At 49.7% G+C, this 25,932-nt stretch carries 22 protein-coding genes; all 22 read left to right on the top strand.

Going from position 1 to position 25,932, the window contains the following annotated elements; all coding sequences use genetic code 11:
* Nucleotides 1–4: 4 nt before the first annotated feature.
* The 22 genes from ispG (at nucleotide 5) to BQ7397_RS05845 (ending at nucleotide 25,863) form a co-directional block, all read left to right on the top strand.
* Nucleotides 5–1,057, top strand: a complete 1,053-nt coding sequence (ispG, locus tag BQ7397_RS05950) for a flavodoxin-dependent (E)-4-hydroxy-3-methylbut-2-enyl-diphosphate synthase (RefSeq protein ID WP_077075198.1) — start codon at nucleotides 5–7, stop codon at nucleotides 1,055–1,057.
* A complete protein-coding gene (locus tag BQ7397_RS05945; RefSeq protein WP_077075197.1) occupies nucleotides 1,054–5,274 on the top strand; it encodes a PolC-type DNA polymerase III in 4,221 nt (1,406 codons plus the stop codon). The genes ispG and BQ7397_RS05945 overlap by 4 nt, the downstream gene beginning before the upstream one ends.
* A gap of 73 nt (nucleotides 5,275–5,347) precedes the next feature.
* Nucleotides 5,348–5,809, top strand: a complete 462-nt coding sequence (locus BQ7397_RS05940) for a ribosome maturation factor RimP (RefSeq protein ID WP_234970587.1) — start codon at nucleotides 5,348–5,350, stop codon at nucleotides 5,807–5,809.
* Nucleotides 5,810–5,826: 17 nt separating this feature from the next.
* The gene (gene nusA / locus BQ7397_RS05935) at nucleotides 5,827–7,128 is read left to right on the top strand and encodes a transcription termination factor NusA (protein WP_077075195.1); all 1,302 of its coding nucleotides are present in this window, start codon (nucleotides 5,827–5,829) and stop codon (nucleotides 7,126–7,128) included.
* A gap of 12 nt (nucleotides 7,129–7,140) precedes the next feature.
* Nucleotides 7,141–7,410, top strand: coding sequence for an RNase P modulator RnpM (gene rnpM, locus BQ7397_RS05930; RefSeq protein WP_077075194.1), 270 nt, complete (start codon nucleotides 7,141–7,143; stop codon nucleotides 7,408–7,410).
* Nucleotides 7,411–7,436: 26 nt separating this feature from the next.
* Complete coding sequence (infB, locus tag BQ7397_RS05925) at nucleotides 7,437–9,872, top strand: translation initiation factor IF-2 (RefSeq protein ID WP_077075193.1); 2,436 nt, start codon at nucleotides 7,437–7,439, stop codon at nucleotides 9,870–9,872.
* A gap of 1 nt (nucleotide 9,873) precedes the next feature.
* Nucleotides 9,874–10,236 (top strand): 30S ribosome-binding factor RbfA, encoded by a 363-nt coding sequence (rbfA, locus tag BQ7397_RS05920; protein WP_077075192.1) that lies wholly within the window; start codon nucleotides 9,874–9,876, stop codon nucleotides 10,234–10,236.
* The gene (locus tag BQ7397_RS05915) at nucleotides 10,229–11,215 is read left to right on the top strand and encodes a DHH family phosphoesterase (RefSeq protein ID WP_077075191.1); all 987 of its coding nucleotides are present in this window, start codon (nucleotides 10,229–10,231) and stop codon (nucleotides 11,213–11,215) included. Before rbfA ends, BQ7397_RS05915 begins: the two co-directional genes overlap by 8 nt.
* Nucleotides 11,212–12,087 (top strand): tRNA pseudouridine(55) synthase TruB, encoded by an 876-nt coding sequence (gene truB / locus BQ7397_RS05910; protein WP_077075190.1) that lies wholly within the window; start codon nucleotides 11,212–11,214, stop codon nucleotides 12,085–12,087. The genes BQ7397_RS05915 and truB overlap by 4 nt, the downstream gene beginning before the upstream one ends.
* Before the next feature lie 7 nt (nucleotides 12,088–12,094).
* On the top strand, nucleotides 12,095–13,036 hold the full coding sequence (locus tag BQ7397_RS05905) for a bifunctional riboflavin kinase/FAD synthetase (protein ID WP_077075189.1): 942 nt from the start codon (nucleotides 12,095–12,097) through the stop codon (nucleotides 13,034–13,036).
* Between the two features lie 96 nt (nucleotides 13,037–13,132).
* Complete coding sequence (gene rpsO, locus BQ7397_RS05900; protein WP_077075188.1) at nucleotides 13,133–13,399, top strand: 30S ribosomal protein S15; 267 nt, start codon at nucleotides 13,133–13,135, stop codon at nucleotides 13,397–13,399.
* 55 nt (nucleotides 13,400–13,454) lie between these two features.
* Nucleotides 13,455–15,584 carry a polyribonucleotide nucleotidyltransferase gene (gene pnp, locus BQ7397_RS05895; RefSeq protein WP_077075187.1) on the top strand — a complete coding sequence of 710 codons (2,130 nt, stop codon included), beginning with the start codon at nucleotides 13,455–13,457 and terminating at the stop codon, nucleotides 15,582–15,584.
* 42 nt (nucleotides 15,585–15,626) lie between these two features.
* Nucleotides 15,627–16,070, top strand: a complete 444-nt coding sequence (gene dut / locus BQ7397_RS05890; protein WP_077075186.1) for a dUTP diphosphatase — start codon at nucleotides 15,627–15,629, stop codon at nucleotides 16,068–16,070.
* Between the two features lie 132 nt (nucleotides 16,071–16,202).
* Nucleotides 16,203–18,398 carry a DNA translocase FtsK gene (locus tag BQ7397_RS05885; RefSeq protein ID WP_234970586.1) on the top strand — a complete coding sequence of 732 codons (2,196 nt, stop codon included), beginning with the start codon at nucleotides 16,203–16,205 and terminating at the stop codon, nucleotides 18,396–18,398.
* Nucleotides 18,395–19,720 (top strand): 30S ribosomal protein S12 methylthiotransferase RimO, encoded by a 1,326-nt coding sequence (gene rimO / locus BQ7397_RS05880; protein ID WP_077075185.1) that lies wholly within the window; start codon nucleotides 18,395–18,397, stop codon nucleotides 19,718–19,720. The genes BQ7397_RS05885 and rimO overlap by 4 nt, the downstream gene beginning before the upstream one ends.
* Complete coding sequence (gene pgsA, locus BQ7397_RS05875; RefSeq protein WP_077075184.1) at nucleotides 19,704–20,237, top strand: CDP-diacylglycerol--glycerol-3-phosphate 3-phosphatidyltransferase; 534 nt, start codon at nucleotides 19,704–19,706, stop codon at nucleotides 20,235–20,237. Before rimO ends, pgsA begins: the two co-directional genes overlap by 17 nt.
* Before the next feature lie 8 nt (nucleotides 20,238–20,245).
* Nucleotides 20,246–21,502 carry a competence/damage-inducible protein A gene (locus BQ7397_RS05870; protein WP_077075183.1) on the top strand — a complete coding sequence of 419 codons (1,257 nt, stop codon included), beginning with the start codon at nucleotides 20,246–20,248 and terminating at the stop codon, nucleotides 21,500–21,502.
* Entirely contained in the window at nucleotides 21,489–22,520 is a 1,032-nt protein-coding gene (recA, locus tag BQ7397_RS05865; protein WP_077075182.1) for a recombinase RecA, read from the top strand. Before BQ7397_RS05870 ends, recA begins: the two co-directional genes overlap by 14 nt.
* Nucleotides 22,521–22,523: 3 nt before the next feature.
* Nucleotides 22,524–23,504 (top strand): metallophosphoesterase family protein, encoded by a 981-nt coding sequence (locus BQ7397_RS05860; protein WP_077075181.1) that lies wholly within the window; start codon nucleotides 22,524–22,526, stop codon nucleotides 23,502–23,504.
* Entirely contained in the window at nucleotides 23,501–24,940 is a 1,440-nt protein-coding gene (locus BQ7397_RS05855) for an AAA family ATPase (protein ID WP_077075180.1), read from the top strand. Before BQ7397_RS05860 ends, BQ7397_RS05855 begins: the two co-directional genes overlap by 4 nt.
* Nucleotides 24,941–25,180: a hypothetical protein gene (locus BQ7397_RS05850; protein ID WP_077075179.1), complete on the top strand. Its 240-nt coding sequence runs from the start codon at nucleotides 24,941–24,943 to the stop codon at nucleotides 25,178–25,180.
* Nucleotides 25,177–25,863: an AAA family ATPase gene (locus BQ7397_RS05845; RefSeq protein ID WP_077075178.1), complete on the top strand. Its 687-nt coding sequence runs from the start codon at nucleotides 25,177–25,179 to the stop codon at nucleotides 25,861–25,863. Before BQ7397_RS05850 ends, BQ7397_RS05845 begins: the two co-directional genes overlap by 4 nt.
* The last annotated feature ends 69 nt before the right edge of the window (nucleotides 25,864–25,932 follow it).

Below are 25,932 nucleotides of genomic sequence, written 5' to 3'. Positions count from 1 at the left end.
GAAAGTGGCAAAGTACACGAAGCAAATCGCAGTCGGCGACGTTTTAATCGGCGGCGGCGCTCCAATCAGCATTCAGTCCATGACGAACACGAAGACGAAGGACGCGACCTCGACCATCGAGCAGATTCACGGCTTGGAAAAGGCCGGCTGCGATATTATTCGGGTGGCGGTCAACGACGAGGACGACGCAAAAGCCTTGGATAAAATTATTCCCGCCATCGCCATTCCGGTTATCGCCGACATTCAATTCGATTACCGACTGGCCCTTTACGCCTTGGAGCACGGCGTCCACGGCCTGCGCATCAATCCGGGAAACATCGGTGAAGAATGGAAGGTAAAGGAAGTGGCGGAAGCGGCAAAGGCAAGGAACGTCTCCATTCGCATCGGTGTCAATTCCGGCTCCGTGAAGCCCTCTTTTATCGAAAAGTATCACGGCGTCAATCCAAAGTCCATTGTGGAATCGGCTCTGGAAGAGATCGCCACCTTGGAAAAATTCGGCTTCGACGCCATCAAGGTTTCATTGAAATCCTCCGACGTGCGTCAATCCATCGAAAGCTATCGCGAGTTTTCAAAGGTTTCAGACTACCCGCTCCACCTCGGCATTACCGAAGCCGGCGCAGCCTTAAACGGCATCGTTAAATCGGCAGTGGGCATGGGAACCTTGCTGGAGGAAGGCATCGGCGACACCATGCGCGTTTCCTTAACGGGCGATCCCGTGGATGAGGTCTATTGCGCCAAGGCCATATTGAAGAGCCTGGGTCTGAGACAAGAGGGCATCGACATCGTTGCCTGTCCCACCTGCGGACGCACGGAAATCGGCTTAATCAATTTGGTCAAAGAAGCGGAAGAGCGCTTTAAGTCCTTAGATTTCGAAGGGAAGATCGCCATTATGGGTTGCCGGGTCAACGGCCCCGGCGAGGCACAGGAAGCGGATTACGGAATTACAGGCGGAAACGGGCGAGGCGTCATTTTTAAAAAGGGACAAGTTGTGAAAACCGTACCTGAAACCGAGCTCTTAGACGCTCTTATCGACTTAATAGAAAGGGATCATCGGTGATCAATCAAGAAAAGCATCCATCAGAGCGTGCCCTGATGGATTTTATTTTAAAAAACGCCATACCCTTCGAAAAGCTCGTCTATAACAGGGACAAAGCCCTTTTAAGCTTGCATCTAAGCTGCGAGGAAGGGGATTGGAGCGACGAGCTGGGCCAACTGGTGGCGCAGTGTTATCCCACATTGGACGTCGAGATGTTTTACTTAGATAAGAAAAAAGAGCCGGCGACTTACACGGAGGATGAGATCTATGATTTTCTGAAGACGTCGATTATTTCTTCCGGAGCATGGCTCGAAAGAGGCTGCTTTTCTTTAAAAGAGGGCCGAATCACCCTTCAGGTGCCCAATGCCACCGTACAAAAGACCGTTCTTTCCATGGGCATAGAAGGTCGACTTGAAGAAATCACCGGACACCACTACTTCCTCGAGTGTGCCTGCTCGGAGGATGGTTGTGAATTGAAAGCCTTGAATGAGGTGATCGAAAGCGAAGAGTCGGTTTTCTGCAACGATTTTAAACTTGAAACGCCGGTGGCTGCGCAAGAGCCCGGGAAAAACGAGGACGAAGTTTACAGTTTCGGCAAAAATAAATTCGAAGCGCCGACGCCTCTCAACCAATGTAGCTTAGGGGAGACGGTGACGATTACGGGCTCCGTCTTCGATTTCGATGCACGGCCCATTAAAAATGACAAGACTTTGCTTATTCTTTCGATTTACGACGGCACGGACAGTGCGACGGTAAAGGCCTTTGCCAAAAACAAAGAAGCCGATGCCTTTGCTCAGACTTTTGGGGTAGGGACAACCGTTTCCGTCCATGGGAAATACGATTTCGACAGCTTCGACAAGCGGGAGTGCATGGTGGCTAAAAATATCAAGCTGTCCCCCACGCCGAAGCGTGTAGACAAAAGCGAACGTAAGCGCATCGAGCTTCACCTCCACACGAAAATGAGCAATATGGACGGCACCAACACCATCGGCGATTTCGCCAAGCAGGCCAAGGCTTGGGGCCACGAGGCCATTGCCATCACCGACGACAATGTGGTGCAGGGCTATCCCGACGCCATGAATGCGGCGAAGAAAAATGACATACGCATTCTCTACGGCATCGATGCCGATGTGGTGGATGACGAGGAGCTTATTTATAAAAATCCGGGACAGGCTCAACACGGGGCAGGTTACGTGGTTTTTGACTTGGAGACCACGGGATTTTCTCCGCGCTACGACGAGATTACGGAAATCGGCGCCGTAAAAATTCAGGACGGGCGCATTACCGATCGCTTTTCGACCTTTGTCAATCCCATGCGGCCCATCCCGGATAGAGTGGTGGAGCTTACCAACATTACGGACGAGATGGTAGCGGATGCAGATCCCATCGATATAGTTCTGCCGAAATTCGAAGCTTTTATCGGCGACTGCATTTTGGTAGCTCACAACGCCTCCTTCGACTCTCGCTTTATCGAGTATAGACGAAAGGGCAAGACGCCCTACCCAACCATCGACACCTTGCTATTGGCTCGGTCCCTGGATATTCAGGTGAAAAATTTTCGCTTGGGCACTCTTGCGAAGCGTTTCGGCATAAACCTGCAGGGAGCTCACCGCGCCGTCAACGACGCCGAGGCTACGGCGGAATTATTTCTGCAGCTGCAACGACTGGCGGAAAAATGCGGTGTCGAAAGGCCCGACGACCTCAACAAATTGAAGCCCGATGCGCCTGAAAAATCTTTCCCTGCGAAGATGACTATTTTTCCGAAGAACCTGGAGGGTCTTACGGCCTTGTACCATTTGATCTCCGAGTCTCATATGGATCATTTTTTCCGTACGGCGCGGATGCTTCGCTCGGAGGTCTTAAAAAACAAAGAAAATTTTGTCATCGGATCCGGGGGAGAAGAGGGCGAATTAATCGATGCCTATTTGCGAGGAGCAGATAAAGAGGAGCTTAAGCACATCGCTTCGAATGTCGATTACATCGAGGTAGCGCCGCTGACGCGTTACGGCAAGGCCTACGCCGACGGCCTTTTGAGAAATGAAGACGACGCTCGGGAGATGATCGCCGATTTAATAAAATTGGCAAAGGAGCTTGATCTTCCCGTGGTTGCATCCTCCGACGTGCGCTACTTAAACAAAGAGAACGCGGAATTTCTTCAAATACTGGAGCATTCGAAATTCAGGGGTCGCCCCTTTACAAATAACGGCGCTTACCTTATGACTACCGACGAAATGCTCGACGCCTTTTCCTTCCTGGCAGAGGAAGCAGAGACCATCGTCATCGACAATCCGAAGAAGATCGCCGATTCAATCGACGTATTCCCGCCGATTCCCTCGGGAAAATTCCCGCCTAAAATTAAAAACGCCGACGTGGATTTAAAGGCAGACGCCTTTAAGCGGGCGAAGGAAATATACGGCGATCCCTTACCGAAAATCGTGGAGGACCGTTTAAATACGGAGCTTGAAAGTATTATCGGAAACGGCTACGCGGTTATGTATAAAATTGCCCAGCAGCTGGTGCAAAAATCCAACGACGACGGCTATTACGTCGGCTCCCGTGGCTCCGTCGGCTCTTCCTTTGTCGCTACTATGACCGGCATTACGGAAGTCAATCCCCTGATGCCGCACTACGTTTGCGGCAAATGTCGGTACAGTGAATTTATCGACGACGGCAAGGTGAGCACCGGCTTCGACCTGCCGAAGAAAAATTGCCCGGTTTGCGGCGAGCCCTTAACTCGCGAAGGCCACAAGATTCCATTTGAGGTCTTCCTGGGCTTTTACGGCGACAAGGAACCGGATATCGATTTAAACTTTGCCGGCGAATATCAGCCGACGGCCCACAAATTCATAGAGGATTACTTCGGCGAAGGCTTCGTCTTTCGCGCCGGTACTATCGGCACCTTGGCGGAAAAAACCGCCTTCGGTCTGGTGAAGAAATTTATCGAAGAAAACAATATTCAGAAAAATCCCGTGGAAATCATGCGATTGGCCAAGGGCATCGAAGGGGTAAAGCGCACCAGCGGCCAGCACCCCGGCGGCATTATGGTCGTGCCGAAGGATCAGGACATTCATCACTTTACGCCGATTCAGTATCCGGCGGATGAAAAGAAGAAAAACGTCATAACCACTCACTTCGACTACCACTCCATTAGCGAAAATATTTTAAAGCTGGACATCCTCGGCCACGATGCGCCGTCCATCCTGCGTATGCTGGAAGATTTAACCGGCGTCCCTATGGAGACCATCGACCTGAACGATCCCGACGTCATGAGTTTGTTTACTTCCACAGATGCATTAAAAGTGGATGAAACACTTTTCACTTCGCCGACTGGAACTTTAGGGATTCCCGAGTTCGGTACGGATTTCGTCGTGCGCATGCTTATGGACACGAAGCCGTCCACCTTCGGCGAGCTGGTGAATATTTCCGGCCTTTCCCACGGCACCGACGTATGGACGGGCAACGCCCAAGATTTGGTGCACTCCAAGAAGGCCACGATCTCGGAAGTCATCAGTACCCGGGAAGATATTATGAACTACCTGATCGTCGCCGGTGCCGAAAATAAAGTTGCCTTCGATACCATGGAAGCGGTACGAAAGGGTCGAGGCCTTCCTGAAAAATACATGGACGTGTTAAAAACCTTGGATGTACCGAGCTGGTATTTCGAAAGCTGCGAAAAGATTAAGTACATGTTCCCGCGGGCTCACGCCGTAGCCTATGTCATGACAAGTATTCGCATCGCTTGGTACAAGGTCCATTACCCCCTGGCATTTTATGCCGCCTATTTTACGACCAAGCTGTCAGATCTAAACGGCGATTTACTGGTCGGCGGGATCAGCGAAATTAAAAAGCGGATGGAATGGATCGAAAATAACGACGACGCGACAAAGGCGGAATTATCCGAATTACCCATTTTACGTGTCGTTATGGAAATGATGGCGAGAGGCTATGCCTTTGAGCCCATCCATCTGGGCGTGTCCCATTACGAGAAATTTTCCGTCTATGAAGGAAAAGTGCTTTTGCCCATCAGTTCCCTTCAGGGAATCGGACGAACGGTGGCGAAAGAAATTTACGAGGCCGTCGCGGAACAGGAATTTCTTTCCGTAGAAGACATGGTGAAGCGAACCGGTGCTTCCAAAACTGTCGTGGAAACTCTAAAGGCGCACGGCGCCCTCAGAGGAATCCCGCAAGATAACCAATTAAGCATCATGGATCTTGTTGGCGATACCGGTAAAATGTGATATACTAAAGCAAAGATAGACGAGTAGAACTAGAGTGGGTCCACCACTCTAGTTTTTTATGGGAGGTGAGTTCTTGAAACATTCTCAAGTACGGGAGATCGTCGCATCGGCGGCGGAAAAAGCGGCAAGTGAACGCGGTTATGAAATCGTAGAGGTTGAGGTTTCAAACAAGACGCCGTCGCGTATTGTTATCACGGTGTATCATCCTGAGGGCGTGAAAATCGACGACTGCGCCGATATTTCTCGCGATATAGGAGAGCGAATCGACGGCGAGGATTTATTTGAAGGCAAATACACCTTGGAGGTTCAGTCGCCGGGTTTGGATCGACCCATTCGTACGACGGATGATTACAGGCGAAACATGGGAAAAAAGGTCGAGGTTCACCTCTACAAAAAAGTAGAAGATAAGAAAGAATTTGTTGGTATTTTAGCGGACTACGGCGAAGATACCGTGGACATCCGCACCGAAGATGGAAAAATTGTCACCTTTGATTCAAAATCCATCTCATTAATGCGACAGGTCATTGAATTTTAGGAGGCAAAGAAAAAACAATGAATGAAGAGTTTATTTTAGCTCTGAAGCAATTAGAAAGCGAAAAAGGAATTCCAGAGGACGTCATCATCGAGGCCCTTGAAACGGCACTCTTATCCAGCTATAAGAAAAATTTCGGTACCACACAAAATGTGGTCGTTGATATCGATCGGGAAACGGGAAGAATTTCTTTAGCCGCCGAAAAAGAGGTCGTAGAGGAAGTTTTTGACGACAACACGGAAATTTCGTTGGAAGAGGCGCGAAAAGAAAATCCCAGATTGGAAATTGGCGATACTTATTACGAAGATATTGAACCGGAAAAATTCGGTCGCATCGCCGCACAAACGGCTCGACAAGTAGTCATTCAACGGATCAAGGACGCCGAACGAGATGTTATCTACGACGACTACGCCGATCGGGAAAATGAAATTATTACCTGCGACGTACAGCGCGTGACGAAGGGCAACGTCTTCGTCGACTTAGGAAAGACCGAAGCCATCTTGCCCGTGTCAGAACAAATCCAAGGGGAGTCCTACGAGCAGGGCGACCGCTACAAAATGCTGGTACTCGAGGTTAACAAGCAGCCGAAGGGACCGCAAATCGTACTTTCGAGAAGTCATCCGAATTTAGTCAGACGGCTGTTTGAATTGGAAGTACCTGAAATCCACGACGGAATCGTCGAGATTTTCTCCATCGCAAGAGAAGCAGGGAGCCGGACAAAGATCGCGGTCTTCAGCAAAGACGAAGACGTGGATCCCTTAGGCGCCTGTGTCGGCTTTAAGGGCAGCCGGGTGAAGACCATCGTCGACGAACTGCACGACGAAAAAATCGACATCGTGATTTGGGAAAAAGATATTGCCGCCTTTATCGGCAACGCCTTGAGCCCATCGAAGGTCGTGGAAGTCTTTATCAATCAACGGGAAAAATCCGCCATGGTCGTCGTACCGGACTATCAGTTGTCCTTGGCCATCGGCAAAGAAGGACAAAATGCGCGTCTGGCGGCAAAGCTGACGAACTGGAAAATCGACATTAAATCCGAAACACAATTTGACGAATACCTGGATTCCCTTTCCATGGATATAGACGATTTCAAAACCTATTTTGAAAATACGGCGGCGGAATCCACGGAAGACGGCACGTCGAAGGTAGCAATCGCAGCCGATGAAAAAGGCGAGTCGAGGGTCAGCGATAATTTCGCAAGTATCGGCGGTCTTACCGGCATGGATCTGTCGGAATTGTTCCAAGATGCGGATGAAAGCGTAGCGGAAGAGGAGCCGGTCCAAGACGAGGATTTAGCGGAGGAAGCAGCGCAAGATGAGTAAGAGGATTCATCGATGAACAAGACGAAAAAAGTTCCCTTGCGCAAATGTGTAGGGTGTTCTGAATCGAAGCCGAAAAAAGAGCTTATACGAATCGTAAAAAATAAAGAACAAGAGGTTTTTATAGATGAAACAGGAAAAGCAAACGGCAGAGGCGCTTATGTTTGTAAAGATATAAGGTGCCTGGATAAGGCGATTAAAACGAAGGCGATTTACAAGGCCTTAGGAAAAGACCTCACAGAGGAAACGATCGAATCGCTTCGCCAATCACTTGCAGATCTATAACCCTCTATTAATGAGGAGGTGTTCTCATGTCGAACAAGAGAGTTTACACGGTAGCCAAGGAATTTGGCATGGCCAGCAAGGATTTAATGGATATTCTTGCGCAGGCAAATATCACCGTCAAAAGTCACATGAGTACTTTAAGTGAACAGCAACAAAAAGATCTTTTGAGCTTTATCAGGAAGGCGCAAAGTGCGCAAAGCACCGGCGCTCAAAAGCCTGAGGAAACGGAAAAGAAACCGACGGAAAAAGCCGAGGATATGAAGAAAAAGGAAATAGCTCCCGTCAAGAAACAGGCGCCTGAGAAGAGCAAAAAGAAAACGGAATCGGATCACAAGTCTGCTAAAAAGACGACGGAAAAACCGGCGGCTAAGACGGCTAAAAAGAAGGTTCACGACCGAGGAGATACTCAGGTCAGTCCCAAAGTCGTAAAAGAAGCTCCGCGGAAGGTGCAAGAAAAGAGCGCACCCGAGGTGGATGCTTACGAGGATAAACAGTATTCCGACGGTACAAGCAAAAAGCATTCGGACCTTAAGAAGAGCAAAAAGAAAAAACAAAAAGAAGCGAAGAAATCCAAGGCTAAAGAAAAAACAAATGCACGGCCGCAGGATTTCGAAAAGCCGAAGGCACCGAAGAAGAAATCGAGAAGTCAAAAGCGTAAAGAGCGCATGGCAAAGGAAGATGTAAAGGGGGACGGGGCTATTAAGATCAAAGCACCGTTAACGGTTAAGGAATTTGCCGATACAGTCGGCATCAGCTTGGCACAGGTTATTACAAAGCTTATCGGCTTAGGCGTTATGGCGACACAAAACGAATCCATTGACCGCGACGTCATTGAAATTTTAGCCGACGAATTAAAGCTGGAGATCGAGTTTATCTCCGAAGAGGATTCGAATATCGAAGAGCTCTACGGCTTGGATCAGGAAGATCCCGAGGACAGTCTGGTTGAAAGGCCTCCGGTCGTTACGGTCATGGGTCACGTCGACCACGGCAAGACCTCGATCCTGGACGTCATTAAAAAGAGTCACGTCACCGCATCGGAAGCCGGGGGCATTACCCAACATATCGGCGCATACCAGGTGACGGCTAACGGCAAGGCCATTACTTTCCTGGACACGCCCGGTCACGAGGCCTTCACGGCCATGCGCTCCAGAGGGGCGTCCATTACGGATATCGCCATTCTGGTCGTCGCTGCCGATGACGGCGTCATGCCTCAAACCAGAGAAGCTATTCACCACGCCAAGGCCGCCGGCGTTCCCATTATCGTCGCAATCAATAAAATCGACCGCGACGGCGCCAATCCCGACCGCGTTCGCCAAGAGCTGACGGAAGAAGGCTTGGTTTGCGAAGACTGGGGCGGAGATACCATTATGGTCGAAGTATCGGCGAAGACGAAGGAAGGGATTCCCGAGCTTTTGGATATGGTGCTTCTCGTGGCGGAGGTTCTGGAATTAAAGGCGAACCCCGATCGACTGGCGGTAGGTACTATCGTGGAAGCTCGTCTCGATAAGGGAAAGGGCCCCATGGCGACGATTCTCGTTCAAAAGGGCACCTTGACCAGCGACAGCTACATTGTCAGCGGCACCTGCTACGGTCACATTCGCGCCATGAACGACGACAAGAAGAAGCGTCTGAAGACGGCCGGCCCGGCAATGCCCGTCGTCGTTCTCGGTCTCGACGGCGTTCCTAATGCCGGCGACATGGTCTATGCCGTTCAAGACGAAAAGACGGCCAGAGAAATCGCCGCTCACAACATCGCTCAAGAACGGGAAGAAAAATTGGCTTCGAAGAACAAGGTATCCTTGAACAATCTCTTCGACAAGATCAAAGAGGGCGAGCTGAAGGATTTAAACCTTGTCGTCAAAGCCGACGTCAAGGGTACCGTAGAAGCCTTAACTCAATCCCTGCTGAAATTAAACGACAACGAAGATGTGGATGAAGTTCAGGTCAACATTATCCACTCCGGCACCGGCGGAATCAACGAAAGCGACATTAACCTGGCTTCCGCGTCCAATGCGCTGGTCATCGGCTTTAACGTTCGTCCGAATATTAATGCCATCGAGCTGGCCAAGCAGGAAGAAGTGGACGTGCGCACCTACCGCGTCATTTACGACATTTTAAACGATGTGAAAAATGCGATCAGCGGCATGCTTACGCCTGAAATCGCCGAAGAAGTCTTGGGTCGATGCGAGGTCCGCGAAACCTTTAAGCTCCCTTCCAACGACATCGTCGCCGGTATTTACGTTCTCAAGGGAAAAATTGCACGAAAGGCATTCGTCAAGGTATTGCGCGACGACGTCATCATTCACGAAGGGGCGATTTCATCCTTGAAGCGCTTCCAGGATGACGCCAAGGAAATCGCTCAAGGCTACGAGGGCGGTCTGATGGTGGAAAACTTTAACGACATTCAAGTTAACGACTTGCTGGAATGCTATATCGAAAAAGAAATTAAGAAGGAAATTTAACATGAAGGATAAACGAGTTCACCGAATATCGGAAGAAGTGAAGAGGGAACTCTCCGACATTATTCAAAACAAATTGAAAGATCCTCGGATTCCTCCTTTAACCAGCGTCTCCTTTGTCTCGGTGACGAGAGATCTTTCCTATGCCAAGGTAGGTATTTCGATTTTCGGCGACGCCGAAGCGAAAAAAGATGCCATGGAAGGCTTGGAAAGTGCAAAAGGCTTTATGAAAAAGGAATTGGGCAGCCGCTTAAAATTAAGGGCGATGCCCGAGCTCCTTTTGGAGCTGGACGAAAGCATCGAAAAGGGCATGGCTCTGGAAGAAACGATAAATAAGGTTATGGAATCGGAGCATCACAGTGAGTGATATTCAACGATTTGCCGATACACTTCGAGATAAAATCCGTCGGGCGGATACTGTTGCGATTATGTCGCACACCAGCCCCGACGGAGACAATCTCGGCAGCTTGGATGCCATGTACGGCTTTTTAAAGGGATTGAATAAGAAGGTCGTCTACCTGTCTAACGACGATGTTCCGAAGGATTTTGCTTATTTACCCTCGACAAAAGCCCGAGTAGACGTCTCGTCCGTCGACGAGGCGTTTGACCTTTTAATCGCCTTAGATTCATCAGATGCCGATCGCTTCGGTCCCAAGGGGAAAGAGCTTTTTGAGAAGGCAAAGCTTACGGTGAATATTGATCACCACATGAGTAACCTTTCCTACGCCGATTTAAATTGTGTGCTTCCCAAGGCCACATCCACCGGAGAAGTATTATTCCGAGTTTTGGAAGCCATGGATGCGGAGATAACGCCTGCTATGGCTACGGGCTTTTACACGGCCATATCGACGGACACGGGGAGCTTTCAATACGACAGCGTCAACGGCGATACCCACCGCATCGTCGCCAAGCTCTACGATGCCGGATGCGACCATAATATAGTGGTCAAATCGGTGTATCAATCCATGTCTAAGGAAAAGCTGGCGCTGTCATCTCGCGTCCTTTCCGATCTGCGCTTTATGGCCGACGGAAAAATTTCTATCGCCGTCTGTCGATTGAAAGACATCGAAGCGACGGGGGCGGCAAAGGACGACACGGAGGGAATCGTAGAAAAGGCCAGAAATATCGACGGCGTCGAAATGGCGATTTTCCTCAAAGAAAAAGCCGATGAGGTCAAGCTTTCTTTTCGCTCGAAGAGTTATCTCAACTGCACGGAATTCGCCTCCGTCTTCGGTGGCGGCGGCCATATTCGCGCAGCCGGTGCTTCGTCAAAGGACTCTTTGGACAGTGTAATCGAGAAAGTGGAAGCATTAGTTCGGGATAAAATAGAAAATACGGGTCAATGAACGGAATCCTTTTAATCGATAAGCCTGAGGGCTGGACCTCTCACGATGTGGTTCAAAAAATGCGCAGGCTCTATGAAACAAAGCAGGTCGGTCACACGGGCACCTTGGATCCCATGGCGACGGGCCTTTTGCCCATTTGCATCGGGCGTGCGACAAAGGTGGCCGGATATATTTCCGACGATCGCAAGGCCTATGTCGCTACGGCCTCTGCAGGCTTTAGGACGGACACAGGGGACACTTCCGGTGTAGTCTATGCAAGATCCCCTTATCCGGTTCCGAAAGACTTAAATAATGTTCTGGAGGCCTTCAGAGGGGAACAGCTGCAGCTGCCCCCTATGCATTCGGCGCTGAAGTATAAGGGCAAAAAATTATACGAGTATGCGCGTAAGGGCATATGTGTTCCGCGGAAGAAGCGTCCTATTTCAGTGACGAAGCTTCAGTGCTTAAAATCGGATAAAGAATCGGTGACGATTCTGGCCGAGGTGTCTTCGGGGACCTATATTCGCACGCTCCTCGACGACATCGGCGTGGCAGCCGGCTGCTATTTGACCATGTCTGCCTTGCGGCGAGTCTCCGTCGGTGATACAAGCATCGATGATGCATTTACCATCGAGGAAGTGGAGGCCATGACGCCTCGGGAGAGAAGAGACGTTCTTCTTCCCATGGACCGGCTGCTCGAGCATATGCCTGCGATTCATCTTGCGGCAAATCGTCTGAAGCCCGCCATGAGCGGCATGTCTTCTCGAATTCATTCGTCCGTTCCACGTGCCGGGCTGTACCGCGTCTATGCGGGAGATACCTTCGTCGGCTTGGGCACGCTTAAAGAGATTGACGGCGCAATGAATGTATTCATGAAGAAAGTATTAGTGTGAGGTGTTTATGGAGGTTATACAAGTCGATTTAGAGTCGGAAATTCATAGGGAGGCGACGATTGCCCTGGGTAATTTCGACGGCATACACAAAGGTCATCAATCACTGATCACAGGTGTCGTCCATATGGCGCATGAGCTTCACTGCCCGTCTTCCGTGCTGATGTTTACGACGCACACGAAAAACATGACGGATGGTATTTCCCAGGAGCTTTTAACGTCCCGATCTCAAAAACACGACATACTTCGCTCTCTTGGTATCGATATTATTTACGAGATCGATTTTACCGACGAAATCATGCACATGAGTCCCGAGGCCTTTGTGACCAAATTTCTTCTAAACCATTTAAAGGCCAAGGGAATCGTCGTCGGCTACGATTATCGCTTCGGCTATAAAGCATCGGGAACGACCTCCACACTTAAAAAGCTTTGCGAGGCAAACGGCATTGCCCTTTCCGTTAAAGAAGCGGTGACCTACGGCGGCGAGATTGTTTCCAGTACGCGCATTCGAGAAGCCGTAAAAGAAGGCGATGTCGTACTCGCACAATCCCTTTTAATGCGCCCCTTTACCATACGCGGCACCGTCGTCGCCGGAAAGCAGTTGGGGCGGACCATCGGCATTCCCACTGCAAATATTCTGTACGACGTTCACTACGTCATACCGAAATTCGGCGTCTATCTGACCGGCGTCACCGTAGACGGAAGGTTTTATTACGGCGCCACGAATATCGGCACGAACCCGACCTTTTCCGAGCAGGAAATAAAGGTGGAAACCTATATTTACGACTACCATGGCGATAGCCTTTACGGGAAAACCATGGACGTAGCCCTGCTGGAATTTATTCGTCCGGAAGTGGCTTTTAAAGACGTGGATGAATTAAAGGATCGCATGAACGACGATCTGGAAGATATTCGCGTAAAAATTTCTAAACAGGATTTTACAAATAAGTAGAATAATGGTAAAATAACTGAGTATTCGTTAGTTTGGCTCAGTTTGTCGACCCTCGACGCTTACTTGGTCAAACCGTATTTTTATGAGGAGGAAATTATGTTATCGAAAGAAAAGAAACAAGAAATCATCAAAGCGTATCAAAGAGAAGAAGGCGACACCGGTTCTCCGGAAGTACAAGTTGCTATTTTAACCTACACCATTAATACGCTGAACGAACACTTAAAAGAACATAAAAAAGACCACCACTCTCGTAGAGGTCTTTTAAAGATGGTCGGTAAGAGACGGAACCTGCTCCGCTATTTGAAGAACAAGGATGTGGAACGTTACAGAACTCTTATCGAACGTTTAAACATCAGAGGTTAAGACAGGAATCAAAGAGCGGGCGACCGCTCTTTCTTTATAGAGAAAAGAGTGTGACATGTATAAAACATATTCGACTATACTAAACGGCGAGCCTCTGCATGTAGAGATCGGGAAGGTCGCCAAACAGGCTAACGGCGCCTGCTGGATCAGACAGGGCGAAAGCGTGGTTCTCGTCACGGCGACGGCATCGACCAAGGCCCGCGAAGGAGCGGATTTTCTGCCTTTAAGCTGCGACTACGAAGAAAAATATTACTCCTCCGGGAAAATTCCCGGTGGCTTCAACAAGCGGGAAGGACGTCCCGGTACCAACGCTATTTTGGTCAGTCGCTTAATCGACCGCCCCATTCGACCCCTGTTCCCCGATGACTACCACCACAGCATTCAAGTTACGGCCACGGTACTCAGCTACGATCCCGACCACCCTACGGATATTTTGGCCATGATCGGATCCTCTATCGCTCTGTCGATTTCGGATATTCCCTTCCAAGGCCCTACCGGTTCGGTGCGCGTCGGCCATATCGACGGCAAATTGGTATTAAATCCTTCCGTTGACGATCAAAAAATCTCCCGCTTAAACCTCGCCGTCTCGGGCACTGCCGACGCCATTATGATGGTGGAGGCGGAAGTCGACCTGCTGAAGGAAGATGAGGTGCTGGACGCCATTCTCTTTGCCCATGAGGAAATTAAAAAACTGGTTTCCTTCATTGACGACATCGTCGACGAGGTGGGAAGAGAAAATATGGACTACGATCAATTGGTCATCGACGAAGATTACAAGGCCATGATTAGAGATGCGGTCTACGACAAGGTTGAAAAGGCTTTATGGATCGCCGATAAAACGGAGCAAGGCCACGCGCTTTCCAAAGTGAAGGACGAGCTGATCGCGGAATTGGAAGAGAAGGATGATTACAGAGAAGTCGAATTAAACGTCATCTTTGAAAACCTGACGCAAGAAATCTTTAGAAAACAAATTCTCGTAGACAGAAAACGGAGCGACGGCAGAGACTTCACGGAAATCCGTCCCCTGTCTTCGGAGGTAGGGCTTTTGCCTCGCGTTCACGGCAGCGCCCTCTTTACTCGCGGACAAACACAAGCCTTGACCTCGGTTACCTTGGCTCCCTTGACGGAAGGACAAATTATCGACGGCTTGGATCCCGAATATACGAAGCGCTATGTACACCACTACAATTTCCCGTCCTATTCCGTCGGTGAAACCCGTCCGCCGAGAAGCCCGGGTCGCCGAGAAATCGGTCACGGCAATTTGGCCGAGCGGGCCTTGCTCCCCGTGCTGCCTACGGAGGAAGACTTCCCTTACTACATTCGCGTAGTCAATGAAATCTTGGAATCCAACGGTTCTTCGTCACAAGCGAGCATTTGCGGATCGACCCTGGCTTTAATGGATGCCGGTGTGCCGATTCAAGCGCCGGTTGCCGGTATCGCCATGGGCCTTATCGACAACGGAGACGATCCGGTCATTTTAACGGACATCCAAGGCTTGGAAGACCACTACGGCGACATGGACTTTAAAGTAGCGGGCACCTCGGAAGGCATCTCCGCCTTGCAAATGGATATAAAAATCAGCGGCGTTTCCAGAGAAATTCTTTCCCGTGCCCTGAAACAGGCAAATGACGCCCGTATGGAGCTTTTAGCTCACATTAAGGGCACCATTGCTGGTCCCAGAGCAGAGCTTTCGCCCTACGCACCGAAGATTACGGGTCTGCAAATCGATCCCGAAAAAATCGGTGAAGTCATCGGCAGCGGCGGCAAGGTCATCCATAAAATTACCGAAGAAACCGGCGCACAAATCGAAATCGAAGACGACGGTCGCGTATCCATTATCGCCAACGACGAAGGCGCTCTTATTGCGAAGAAAATCATCGAAGACATTGTCCACGAATTGGAAGTGGGGGAAGTATTCGACGGCACGGTTACGAAGGTTGTCGACTTCGGTGCCTTTGTCGAAATCCTGTGGGGAAGAGAAGGTCTCCTGCACATTTCAAACATCGATCACAAGCGTATAGCCAAAGTGGACGATGTATTAAAAGAAGGGGACAAGGTCAAGGTTAGGGTAATGAATCTTGAAAAAGGAAAGATCGGCCTTTCCAGGAAAGCTCTTTTACCGAAGCCGGAACGGAATCATCCGCCTCGGGACAAAAAGCCGGAAGACAAAGAAAATAACAAATAAACAGAAAACCGCTTCGGCGGTTTTTTTCATAAAGGAGATCCTATGAATGTAAAAGTTGTAAATAAATCCCATCACCCCCTTCCGTCTTATAAAACCGAAGGCTCCTGCGGCATGGATTTACGCGCGAATTTAGAGGAGCCGAAAACCTTAAAGCCCTTGGAGCGTGCCATGATTCCCACCGGCCTTTTTTTCGAAATTCCCAAGGGTATCGAAGGTCAGGTGCGGGCGAGAAGCGGCCTTTCCTTGAAAAAAGGCATTACCCTCATTAACGGCATCGGCACCATCGACAGCGATTACCGTGGCGAGCTGGGCATTCTGGTCGTCAATCTTTCCGATGAAGCGGTAACCATTGAAGACGGCGATCGCATCGCCCAAATGGTTTTTATGGCTTATGAAGTGGCTCATTGGGTTCAAGTGGAAAGCTTGGACGAATTGTCTGAAACGGAGCGAGGCGAAGGCGGATTTGGTCACACCGGGATACGCTAAAATCATGTGGAATCCCGTAAGTTATGTTATAATAAAACCGAACATATATTTGACGAAATGAGGATTCCCTTGCCTAGAAAAAGAAAAACGACGAAAAAAAAGACTACCGCTCAGAGCCAACAAAGGGCTTATATGATTGGTGGACTCATCATCATTCTGGCCATCCTTTCCATGCTGAGCCTTTACAGCGAACAGATGGGCGTCTTCGGCGACTTCGTATCATCGGCCGTCGGCATTCTCTTCGGAAAGGTCGGCCCGCTTTTTTGCGCCCTTCTTTTCGTCATCGGCCTGTTCTTTATTACGGACTGGGACGTCAAAATTAAATTAAAAGTGTTAGGCCTGGGCATTTTAGCATTCCTTATGGGCATGCTTTATACCTACGATCCCACGGGCCCAGTCATGACGTGGGACAGCCGTATAAACCTGCGAGGGCCTTACACGGACCCGGGACTGATCGGAGAAAGCTTCTCACGACTAATCGTCGGCCTTCTCGGCATCGTTGGGAGCTGGACGCTGATGATTTTAATGGCGTTTTTACTGCTTTATCTTTTGCCGTCGAAAGAGCGAAAGGCATTAGTAAAAGAAAAGATAAGCCGATTCTTCCGCGAGCAAAAAGAGAATAAAAACGAAAAAGCTCAAGAGAAAGAAAAGTCCGCAGCGAAGAAAGAAAAAAGTGCCTCCTCCTCGACAAAGAAGGAGAACAAGGCGCCTCTCATTTCCGGCTTTGACGTATTCGGCGTAGCGGGAAAAAAAGAAAAAGCCGAAAGGTCGCCGGAGGCCGTGGAAATTCGCGACTACCGTCCGGCAGCGGAAGAAAAGCCGAAGCGGGCGGAAGCTTTAAAGGAAACGGAAAAGGCCGCCTTTGCCAAGGATGTGAATACGGAGGTCCAAGAGTCGGTCTATCACTTCCCGCCTTTAAAGCTTTTGAAAAAGCCCACCGGCGGATCCACATTGAGCGACGAAGGCATTCGACAAAACGCCGCCATTATCCAGGAAGTCATGGACAATTTCAACGTGGATTGTCGCGTGCGGGCTATTAATCGCGGCCCAACCATTACCTCATACGAATTGGAACCGTCGCCGGGCGTGAAGATTTCAAAAATCGTTTCCCTTCACGACAACCTCAGCCTTTCCTTGGCTAGCCCCGGCATCCGCATCGAGGCACCGATTCCCGGTAAAAGTGCTATCGGTATCGAGGTACCAAATAAGGTAAAGGACAGCGTCAATCTCAGAGAAATCATCGAAAGCGCCGCCTTTGAATCCTTGGATTCTAACGTGCCTTTGACCTTAGGAAAGGACATCAGCGGCAACGCCATCGTCTCCTCCATCGATAAGATGCCTCACCTGCTAATCGCCGGTGCTACGGGCTCGGGTAAATCCGTGTGCATCAACTCGATCCTAATGGGCATTCTATATAAATCGGCGCCGGAAGACGTGCGCTTAATCCTTATCGACCCGAAAGTGGTGGAACTGGGTATTTATAACGGTATTCCTCACTTGCTCATCCCCGTGGTGACGGATCCGAAGAAGGCGGCCTTCGCCCTGGCTTGGGCTGTGGACGAAATGGAAAAGCGCTACAAGGCCTTTGCTGAAACCGGCGTGCGTGACGTGTCCGGCTATAACGAAAAAATGAAGCTCAGCGGCGAAAGTACCATGCCGAAAATCGTCATCGTCGTAGACGAGTTAAGCGACTTAATGATGGTAGCGGCAAAGGAAGTGGAAGATTACATTACCCGCCTCGCTCAAATGGCGAGAGCGGCGGGAATCCACTTGATCCTCGCGACCCAGCGCCCCTCGGTGGATGTTATTACGGGAACGATTAAGGCGAACATTCCTTCCCGCATCGCCTTCTCCGTTTCATCCTCCATCGACTCTCGTACGATTCTGGATATGTCCGGCGCGGAAAAGCTGCTGGGTAAGGGAGATATGCTTTTTTATCCTTCGAGCTTCCCGAAGCCCAAGCGCTTACAGGGCGCCTTTGTGTCGGATAAGGAAGTGGAAGATGTCTTAAATTACGTGAAGCATCACACGGAGTCTACGGACTACGACGAGGACGCCTTGGACACCATGGAGAAAAAGGTGCAGAAGGCCGTAGCCGACGAAGATCCACTGCTTTACGATGCCGTGGACATCGTCTTGACGCAAGAGCAAGCCTCTATATCCTTTATACAGCGCAAGCTGAAGGTGGGCTATGCCCGTGCGGCGCGCATCGTGGATCAAATCGAGGAGATGGGGATTATCGGGCCCCACGAGGGCACGAAGCCCCGTAAGCTGCTTATGACAAAAGAACAAATTGAAGCACTGAAAGAAAATCAGGAGAATATATGAAACATGTGTCCATCGTCACCCTGGGTTGTTCTAAAAACGACATCGACTCGGGCCAAATGCGCGGCGTTTTAGACGAATCCCGCTTTGTCTTTACGGATCAGGTAAAAGAGGCCGAGGTTATCGTCGTGAATACCTGCGGTTTTATCGACGCGGCGAAAGAAGAGTCCATCGACACTATTTTGGACTTAGCTAAATTAAAAGAGATCGGCAAACTGGAGACGCTGCTCTTGGCAGGATGTCTCGCCCAACGCTATCCGGAGGAATTGCTGGAATCCATTCCTGAGGCGGACGGCATTTTGGGTCCGGGTCATATTCGCTCCATTAACGAGGCCATCGTTGAAGCGGAAAATCACGAAAAGCCCATTTACGCCTCGTCTTTAGAAAATAATTACCTCGAAGATGCCCGGCGAGAAGAAGTTTCCGTTACCGAATACGTTAAAATTTCCGAGGGATGCAACAATCGCTGCAGCTACTGTATTATTCCTTACTTAAAAGGCAATAATCGCAGCCGCTCTCTGGAACATATCGTCGATGAAATTCGCCACCTAGTTGAAAAGGGAACCCGCGAGGTCATTCTCATAGGGCAGAACACCACAGACTACGGCATCGATTTATACGGGCGCTATGCCCTTATCGATCTTTTGAAAGCAATTAGGTCTATCGACGATTTGCGTTGGGTGCGTATCCTTTACGCATACCCTGATCACTTCGACGACGCTTTAATCGAAGAGATGAAGGATAATCCGAAGATTCTTCCCTATATCGACATTCCCATTCAACACGTCTCCGACTCCGTCTTAAAGCGCATGAATCGAAAAACCGATCGCCGCGCCATCGAAGCCTTGATCACGAGACTTCGAAGGGCCATGCCCGACATCGCCATACGCTCCACCTTTTTGCTGGGCTTTCCCGGTGAAACCGACGAGGATTTTCAGGAGGTTCTCGATTTTCTAAAAGCACATCCTCTGGATCGTGCCGGCGCCTTTGCCTATTCCCGCGAAGAGGGCACGCCTGCCGCAACATTGGAAGATCAGGTAGACGATGCCGTAAAGGAAGAGCGTGTCGACACCTTTATGTCTTTGCAAATGGACGTATCGGAAGCTCTCATGGAAAAGCACGTGGGACGGGTCTTGGACGTCTTGGTCACGGAGCTCACGGAGGAGGGCGCCATGGGCCGCTCCTATTTAGATGCACCGGATATCGACGGAGAGGTCACGATCCGCACAGACGAAAAATTGTCCGTCGGCGATTTTATAAAAGTTGAAATTACCGAATCCACGGCTTATGATTTAGGTGGTGATTACATTGAACATTGCAAATAAACTTACGATCATGCGCTTGCTTTTGGTTCCCGTCTTTGTCATTTTATTTTTGATGAAGACACCCGGCACCGGGCTTGCCGCGTCTTTTGTTTTTTGTGTGGCTGCCTTTACCGACTTTCTCGACGGTCACTTGGCTAGAAAATACCATTTAGTGACCACCTTCGGAAAATTTCTCGACCCCTTGGCCGATAAAGTGCTTACGATTTCGGCATTTATTATGCTCGTGGAAGAAGGGGTCATTCCGGCTTGGGGCGTCATTATTATCGTCGCGCGGGAATTGGCCATTACGGGCTTTCGAATTTTGGCAGCTTCTGACAATATCACCATTGCCGCAAGCCCCTTCGGAAAGATTAAAACCATTACGCAGCTGCTTTCTCTTATCGCCCTGTTGTTTGCACCGCCTGTACCGCAAATGATCGGCATCGTCCTGTTCTACATTGCCGTCGTGCTTACGGTTTTAAGCGGCGTCGATTACCTGGTTAAGAACAAGAGCGTTTTGGACTTGGAAAATATTTAGGAGCGTCTATGAAAGCTGAGATTATAACCATAGGGACCGAAATTCTCATCGGTTCCATTTTAAATACCAACGGTCCCTACTTGTCGAGGAAGCTCACCGACGAGGGCTACGACGTCTGCTATCACGCTTCGGTTAGGGACAAGTACGAAGCCATTAGAGACGCCATTGATATCGCCTTGACCCGTTCTGACGTTATTTTTCTATGCGGCGGCTTAGGGCCCACGCAGGACGATATGACGAAGCAGGCCTTGGCCCATGCCCTGGATTTGGAACTTATTTTCGATGAAAAACAGTGGGATTACATTCGCCATGTGTCCATGAGCTTTTCAAAGCATATTACGGAAAACAACAAGCGGCAGGCGGAATTTCCCGAAGGCGCCGTGGTCATTCCCAATCCAAAGGGAACGGCACCGGGATGTATGCTGAACTACGAGGGCAAGCAATTCTTCATGCTGCCGGGGCCGCCGCGGGAGTTTGAGCCTATGGCGGACGACATTGTGGCCAATTACCTGAAGCCCGTTCACGGAAAAAACTTCATCACGTCGTTGCGCCTGGTCAATATCGGCGAATCGAAATGTGAATCCATGTTCAGAGCGGCGCAAATCGAAACGGATCGGGTAGAGATCAACACCTTTGCCAAGACCGGTGAAGTGGAAATCAAGGTCATCGCCCATGCCGAGGACGAGGCGGAGGCTGCTGAAATCGAAAAGGAACACGCCGAGGCTATTCGCGCCCTTCGCGAGCTCTTTGCCGAGTTCATTTACGGCGACGGCGAAAGAGATGTCTTCGAAACATTGGTGGATTGTCTTACGCAAGAGAAGATGACCATCAGCTTCGCCGAATCGGTAACCGGAGGACAGATGGCCCATATGATCACTTCGGTGGCGGGAGCGAGCAATGTGCTCCACGAAAGCTATATAACCTATAGCGACTCCGTGAAGGAAAAGCTATTGGCAGTTGATCCGAAGACCTTTTCGAAAGACACGGTGGTTTCTGAAGCCGTGGCGACGGAAATGAGTCGCGGACTTTACGAAAAAACGAAGAGCCGTTACTGCGTCGCCACCACAGGAGAAGCCGGCCCCACATCGGCCACGGGGAAAGAGGTAGGCACGGTTATTTATTCCATACGAAAAGACGGAGAAGAAGTTGTGCGGGAAAGCCGAATGTTTAAGGGCGATCGAAACACCATTCAATATCGCAGCTCGAAATACATTTTGGCGCGGATTTTATTACATGAGTTAGGAGAGGGACATGGACGAAAGTAGAAAAAGAGCATTAGACGATGCCATCGCTAAAATCGAAAAGGAATACGGCAAAGGCGCCATTATGCGTCTCGGCGAAAATGCCAATTTAAATATAGAGTCGATTCCCACAGGCTCCTTAAGCTTAGATGTGGCCCTTGGGATCGGCGGCATTCCCAGAGGACGGATCATCGAAATTTACGGTCCCGAATCCTCCGGGAAGACGACACTGGCTCTGCACATGATCGCCGAAGCTCAAAAGCTCGGCGGAACGGCAGCCTTTATCGATGCGGAGCACGCCCTGGATCCTCAGTACAGCAAAAATCTAGGCGTGGACACGGAAAATTTAATTATCTCTCAACCGGACACAGGGGAACAGGCTCTCGAAATCACGGAAAGCCTGGTTCGCAGCAACGCCGTCGATATAATCGTCGTGGACTCCGTAGCCGCACTGGTTCCGAAGGCGGAAATCGAAGGGGAAATGGGCGACAGCCACATGGGTCTTCAGGCTCGCCTCATGAGCCAAGGCTTAAGAAAGCTCACCGGCGCCATCAGCAAATCCAAGGCCTCCGTTATCTTCATCAATCAGCTGCGCGAAAAAATCGGCGTTATGTTCGGCAATCCCGAAACGACCACAGGCGGCCGCGCCCTTAAATTCTTTACCACCGTGCGCATGGATATTCGCCGCATCGACAGCTTGAAGAAGGGCGATGAAATTATCGGTAATCGCGTTCGCGTGAAAGTCGTTAAGAACAAGGTAGCGCCGCCCTTCAAGAAAGCCGAGTTCGACATTATGTACGGCACGGGCATTTCAAAAGTGGGCTCCGTTCTGGATGCCGCCGTGGAAGCGGGCATTATTGAAAAATCCGGCTCCTGGTTCAGCTACGGCGATGCAAAGCTCGGTCAGGGTCGTGAAAATTCCAAGGCCTATTTGCTGGAAAATCCGGATCTGTTAAATGATATCGACGAAAAAGTTCGCATTCATTACCATATGGGCGAGAACAAGGAAAACAACGAAGGCGTGCCCTCCGAGGAGGAATAAAATTTGAAATTCCTGTACTTCACAGACAGTCACATTCGAGGAACGAATCCGAAATCCAGAACGGATTCGTTTTTCCATACGGTCAAAATTAAATTACAGGAGATTCAATCCATCGCCGCCGAAGAAAAGGTCCACTCCGTTTTACATGGAGGCGACCTTTTCGATCGACCGGACGTTTCGATTTCGGTTATGAACGAAATCATTCCGATTTTAAAAAGCTTTCAGGCGCCGATTTATGCTATTAGCGGCAATCACGATATTTACGGCCACAATCCCATCACCTTGCCAAGGACCATGATGGGCCTTTTGGATACGCTGGGGATCATTCACTTAATTAACAATCAGCGGCTTCTCTTAAAAGACGAAGAGACCACCGTGCAATTAAGCGGCTCTCCCTATATTTACGGCATCGACCGTGAGGAAAACCGCGCTCTCTATGTGCTCGATGAGCGGGATCCTTCGGCGGATTATGCCATCCACCTGGTCCACGGCTTCTTAATGTCCGGCAATGTGAAGGCCATGTTTTCCAACACCCTTATCGACGATATTTTGGACACCAAGGCGGATCTGACCTTATCCGGCCACCTACACGACGGTTTTCCGACGACAGAGGTCGAGGGGAAGGTGTTCGCCAATCCAGGCGCCATCGTGCGAATTTCAAACTCCATGACGGAGCTTAAGAGGCGTCCGAAAATTTTACTTATCGACGTGAAGAAAAACAACGCCACCATCACGGAGCGCTATTTAAAATCCGCGCGACCCGGATCGGAGGTTTTGGACCGAACGGAAATCGAGATGCACAAATTTAAGCGCAGAGAGTTGGCCGAGTTCAAGGAGTCCATCGACCGCACGGGCAATTACGACCGCATTAATTTCTTCGATTTGCTTGCCGATATTTCCGCCAACGAAAAATTGGATCCGGCAATCAAAGAGGAGGCTATGGCACGCATCGCTCAAGTACAGGAGAGGAGGAGCGGCATTTGAATTTTATAGAAAAGATTATTCTCGTCAATTTTCAATCCCACGTCTACTCCGAGCTCAGCCTTTCCCGCGGCGTCAACGTCATCGTAGGCCCTTCCGACAGCGGAAAGACCGCCATCATGCGCGCCCTGCGCTGGAATATGTTTAACGACCCTTCCGGCGTGGAATTCGTTCGTGAAGGGGAATCGGAGGTTTCCGTTACCGTACGCTTTCAAAACCACGTGGAGGTGGAGCGACGTCGCAGTCGTTCAAAGAATCAATACATTTTGCGCCGGCCCGACGAAGAGGAACTGATCTTTGAAGGCTTCGGGAAGAATGTGCCGAAGGAAATCGAAGAGGCCATCGGCATCAAAAAAATCATGCTGGACGACAAAAAGTCCTTGCCCTTAAACTTTTCCGATCAGCTGGACGGCCCCTTTTTGCTTCAGGAAACCGACGCTTATAAAGCGCAGGCCATCGGCCGAATGGTGGGCGTCGATCTTTTAGACGAAACCATGCGCGACACTTTGCGGGATAAGAAACAGATCTCCCTTCGCCGCGAATTAATGGAAAAAGATCTCGAGGAAACGGAGAAGTCCCTGGAGGCCTTTTCCGATTTAGACGATCAAATAGTCTTGCGCGAAAGGGTCGAAAAGCTTCTGTGCTCTGTTTCGGAGCTAAAGGAAAAGGCGGAGACGGCGAAAGCTTTCGCCGAAGCACTGAGGGATATAAATCAAGATCGCGCCCTGACAAAGGATGCCATAGCTCGTTACGCCGTGTTGGACGAGCTCCGAAACAAGCTGATGCACCTGCAGCGAAACGTCGAGCATTACAGAAACGAGCGCTTGCTTTTCGATCTCTTTTTACAAAATCAGAAAGGCCGAAAGGAAACGAAGGCCCTTTTGTCACTCTATGAAAATGTCAATGCGCTGGAGTCGAGTTTAACGCAATTGGCGAAATTAAAAGCTACATACGACGGTATCTTGCCCGATTTTAATCGCATGCAATCCATTCGCGAGGCAGAGAGAACCAATGGAATCATTTTGCGGGAAACGAAAGGCGTTTTTGACGTGGAGGCCATGAACCTTCGGGAAAAATACGTTTCATTTTGCGACTATAGCCGTACCCTTGCTGCCTTTAAGGAATTAAAGCTTCGAATGGAAAAGGGGGCACAGTTTCTCACTCGATTCGATCAGCTGGACCAATTGGCCCTATTAAATACTCAAATAGCTGAAATGATGGAGAAAGAACAATCCATTGAGTCATTAAAAAACGACCAAAGGCGATTAAGGGATGAGAAAAATAAAACGGCAGTGGATTTAAAGCATTTGATCGAGGGCGATCGGCAGGCTATGAACGCTTATCTCGACTGCCTCTCCCACGCAGGCACTTGTCCCTTGTGCAAGCAGACCATTGACGATAAGGCGCTTCACGCCATTAAGCATAGTTTGGAGGATTAGATGAACTTAGAACAACGGATTAGCGATTTAAACAAACGTTACGAGCAGGCCAAGGACACGAGAAAGCGCGCGGAATGGCGCATGGAAGAGCTGGAAAGGGAAGAGAAGGAGCTAAACGCAAAAATCAAGGCCCTAGGCTTTAATCCCGACACCTTGGAGGAAGAAATTGAACGGATGGAAGGGGAGATCCTTCGCTTGTTGGATGAGGCGGAAAAACTCTTGCCCGAGGATCGGTCATGACCTACGAAGAAATTAACCATCGCTTTGAAAAATTTTCAAAGGATGTTAGCCGCCAAGAGGGCATACGGGATTCGATCAAAGAGCAGATTGAAAAAAAGAAGGGCGAGATAAGAGAAGTAGAAGGGGAGGAGACGAAGCTGAACGGCGTCGTGTTTCTCCTTCAAAAGGCCGCGGATTTTTCGAGAAATCAGGCGACCCACCAAATCGAAGACATCGTCACTCAATCCATCGCCTATATTATGCAAAACAGCTCGAGGTTTATCGTCGATCTCTCTGAAAAACGGGGTCTGCCCATTGCGGAATTTTTTGTGGAGTCCGACTACGGCGACTACAAAGTTAAGACGAAGCCGGAATTAAGTCGGGGCGGCGGCGTGGTGGATATCGTCAGTCTCGCCCTTCGCATCGCATTTTTGGAAAATCATCGGCCGAAAATGGACGGGCCTCTCTTTCTCGACGAGCCCGGCAAGCACATAAGCGACGATTATATTTTTAACATGGGCGAATTTTTAAAGGAATGCTCTCGCCTTTTTTCTCGACAAATCATTATGGTCACTCATAACGACTACCTGACCAACATTTGTGACAAAGCCTTTCGCGTGGACATACGAAACGGCATCAGCGAGGTGACGGAATTAATCGACGATGCCGACGAACAGGCTATCGTAAAGGGGCCGCTGTCCTAAGCGGCTTTTTTTGTGGCAAATTTTAGTAATAGGTTAAATCATCAAACAAAAGTTTCGAACTATGATATA

The sequence above is a fragment of the Aedoeadaptatus urinae genome, from assembly GCF_900155585.1.
Taxonomy (GTDB): Bacteria; Bacillota; Clostridia; order Tissierellales; family Peptoniphilaceae; genus Aedoeadaptatus; species Aedoeadaptatus urinae.
The sequence above is the reverse complement of the archived record's forward strand: the minus strand, read 5'-3'. Positions and strand labels throughout refer to the sequence as shown.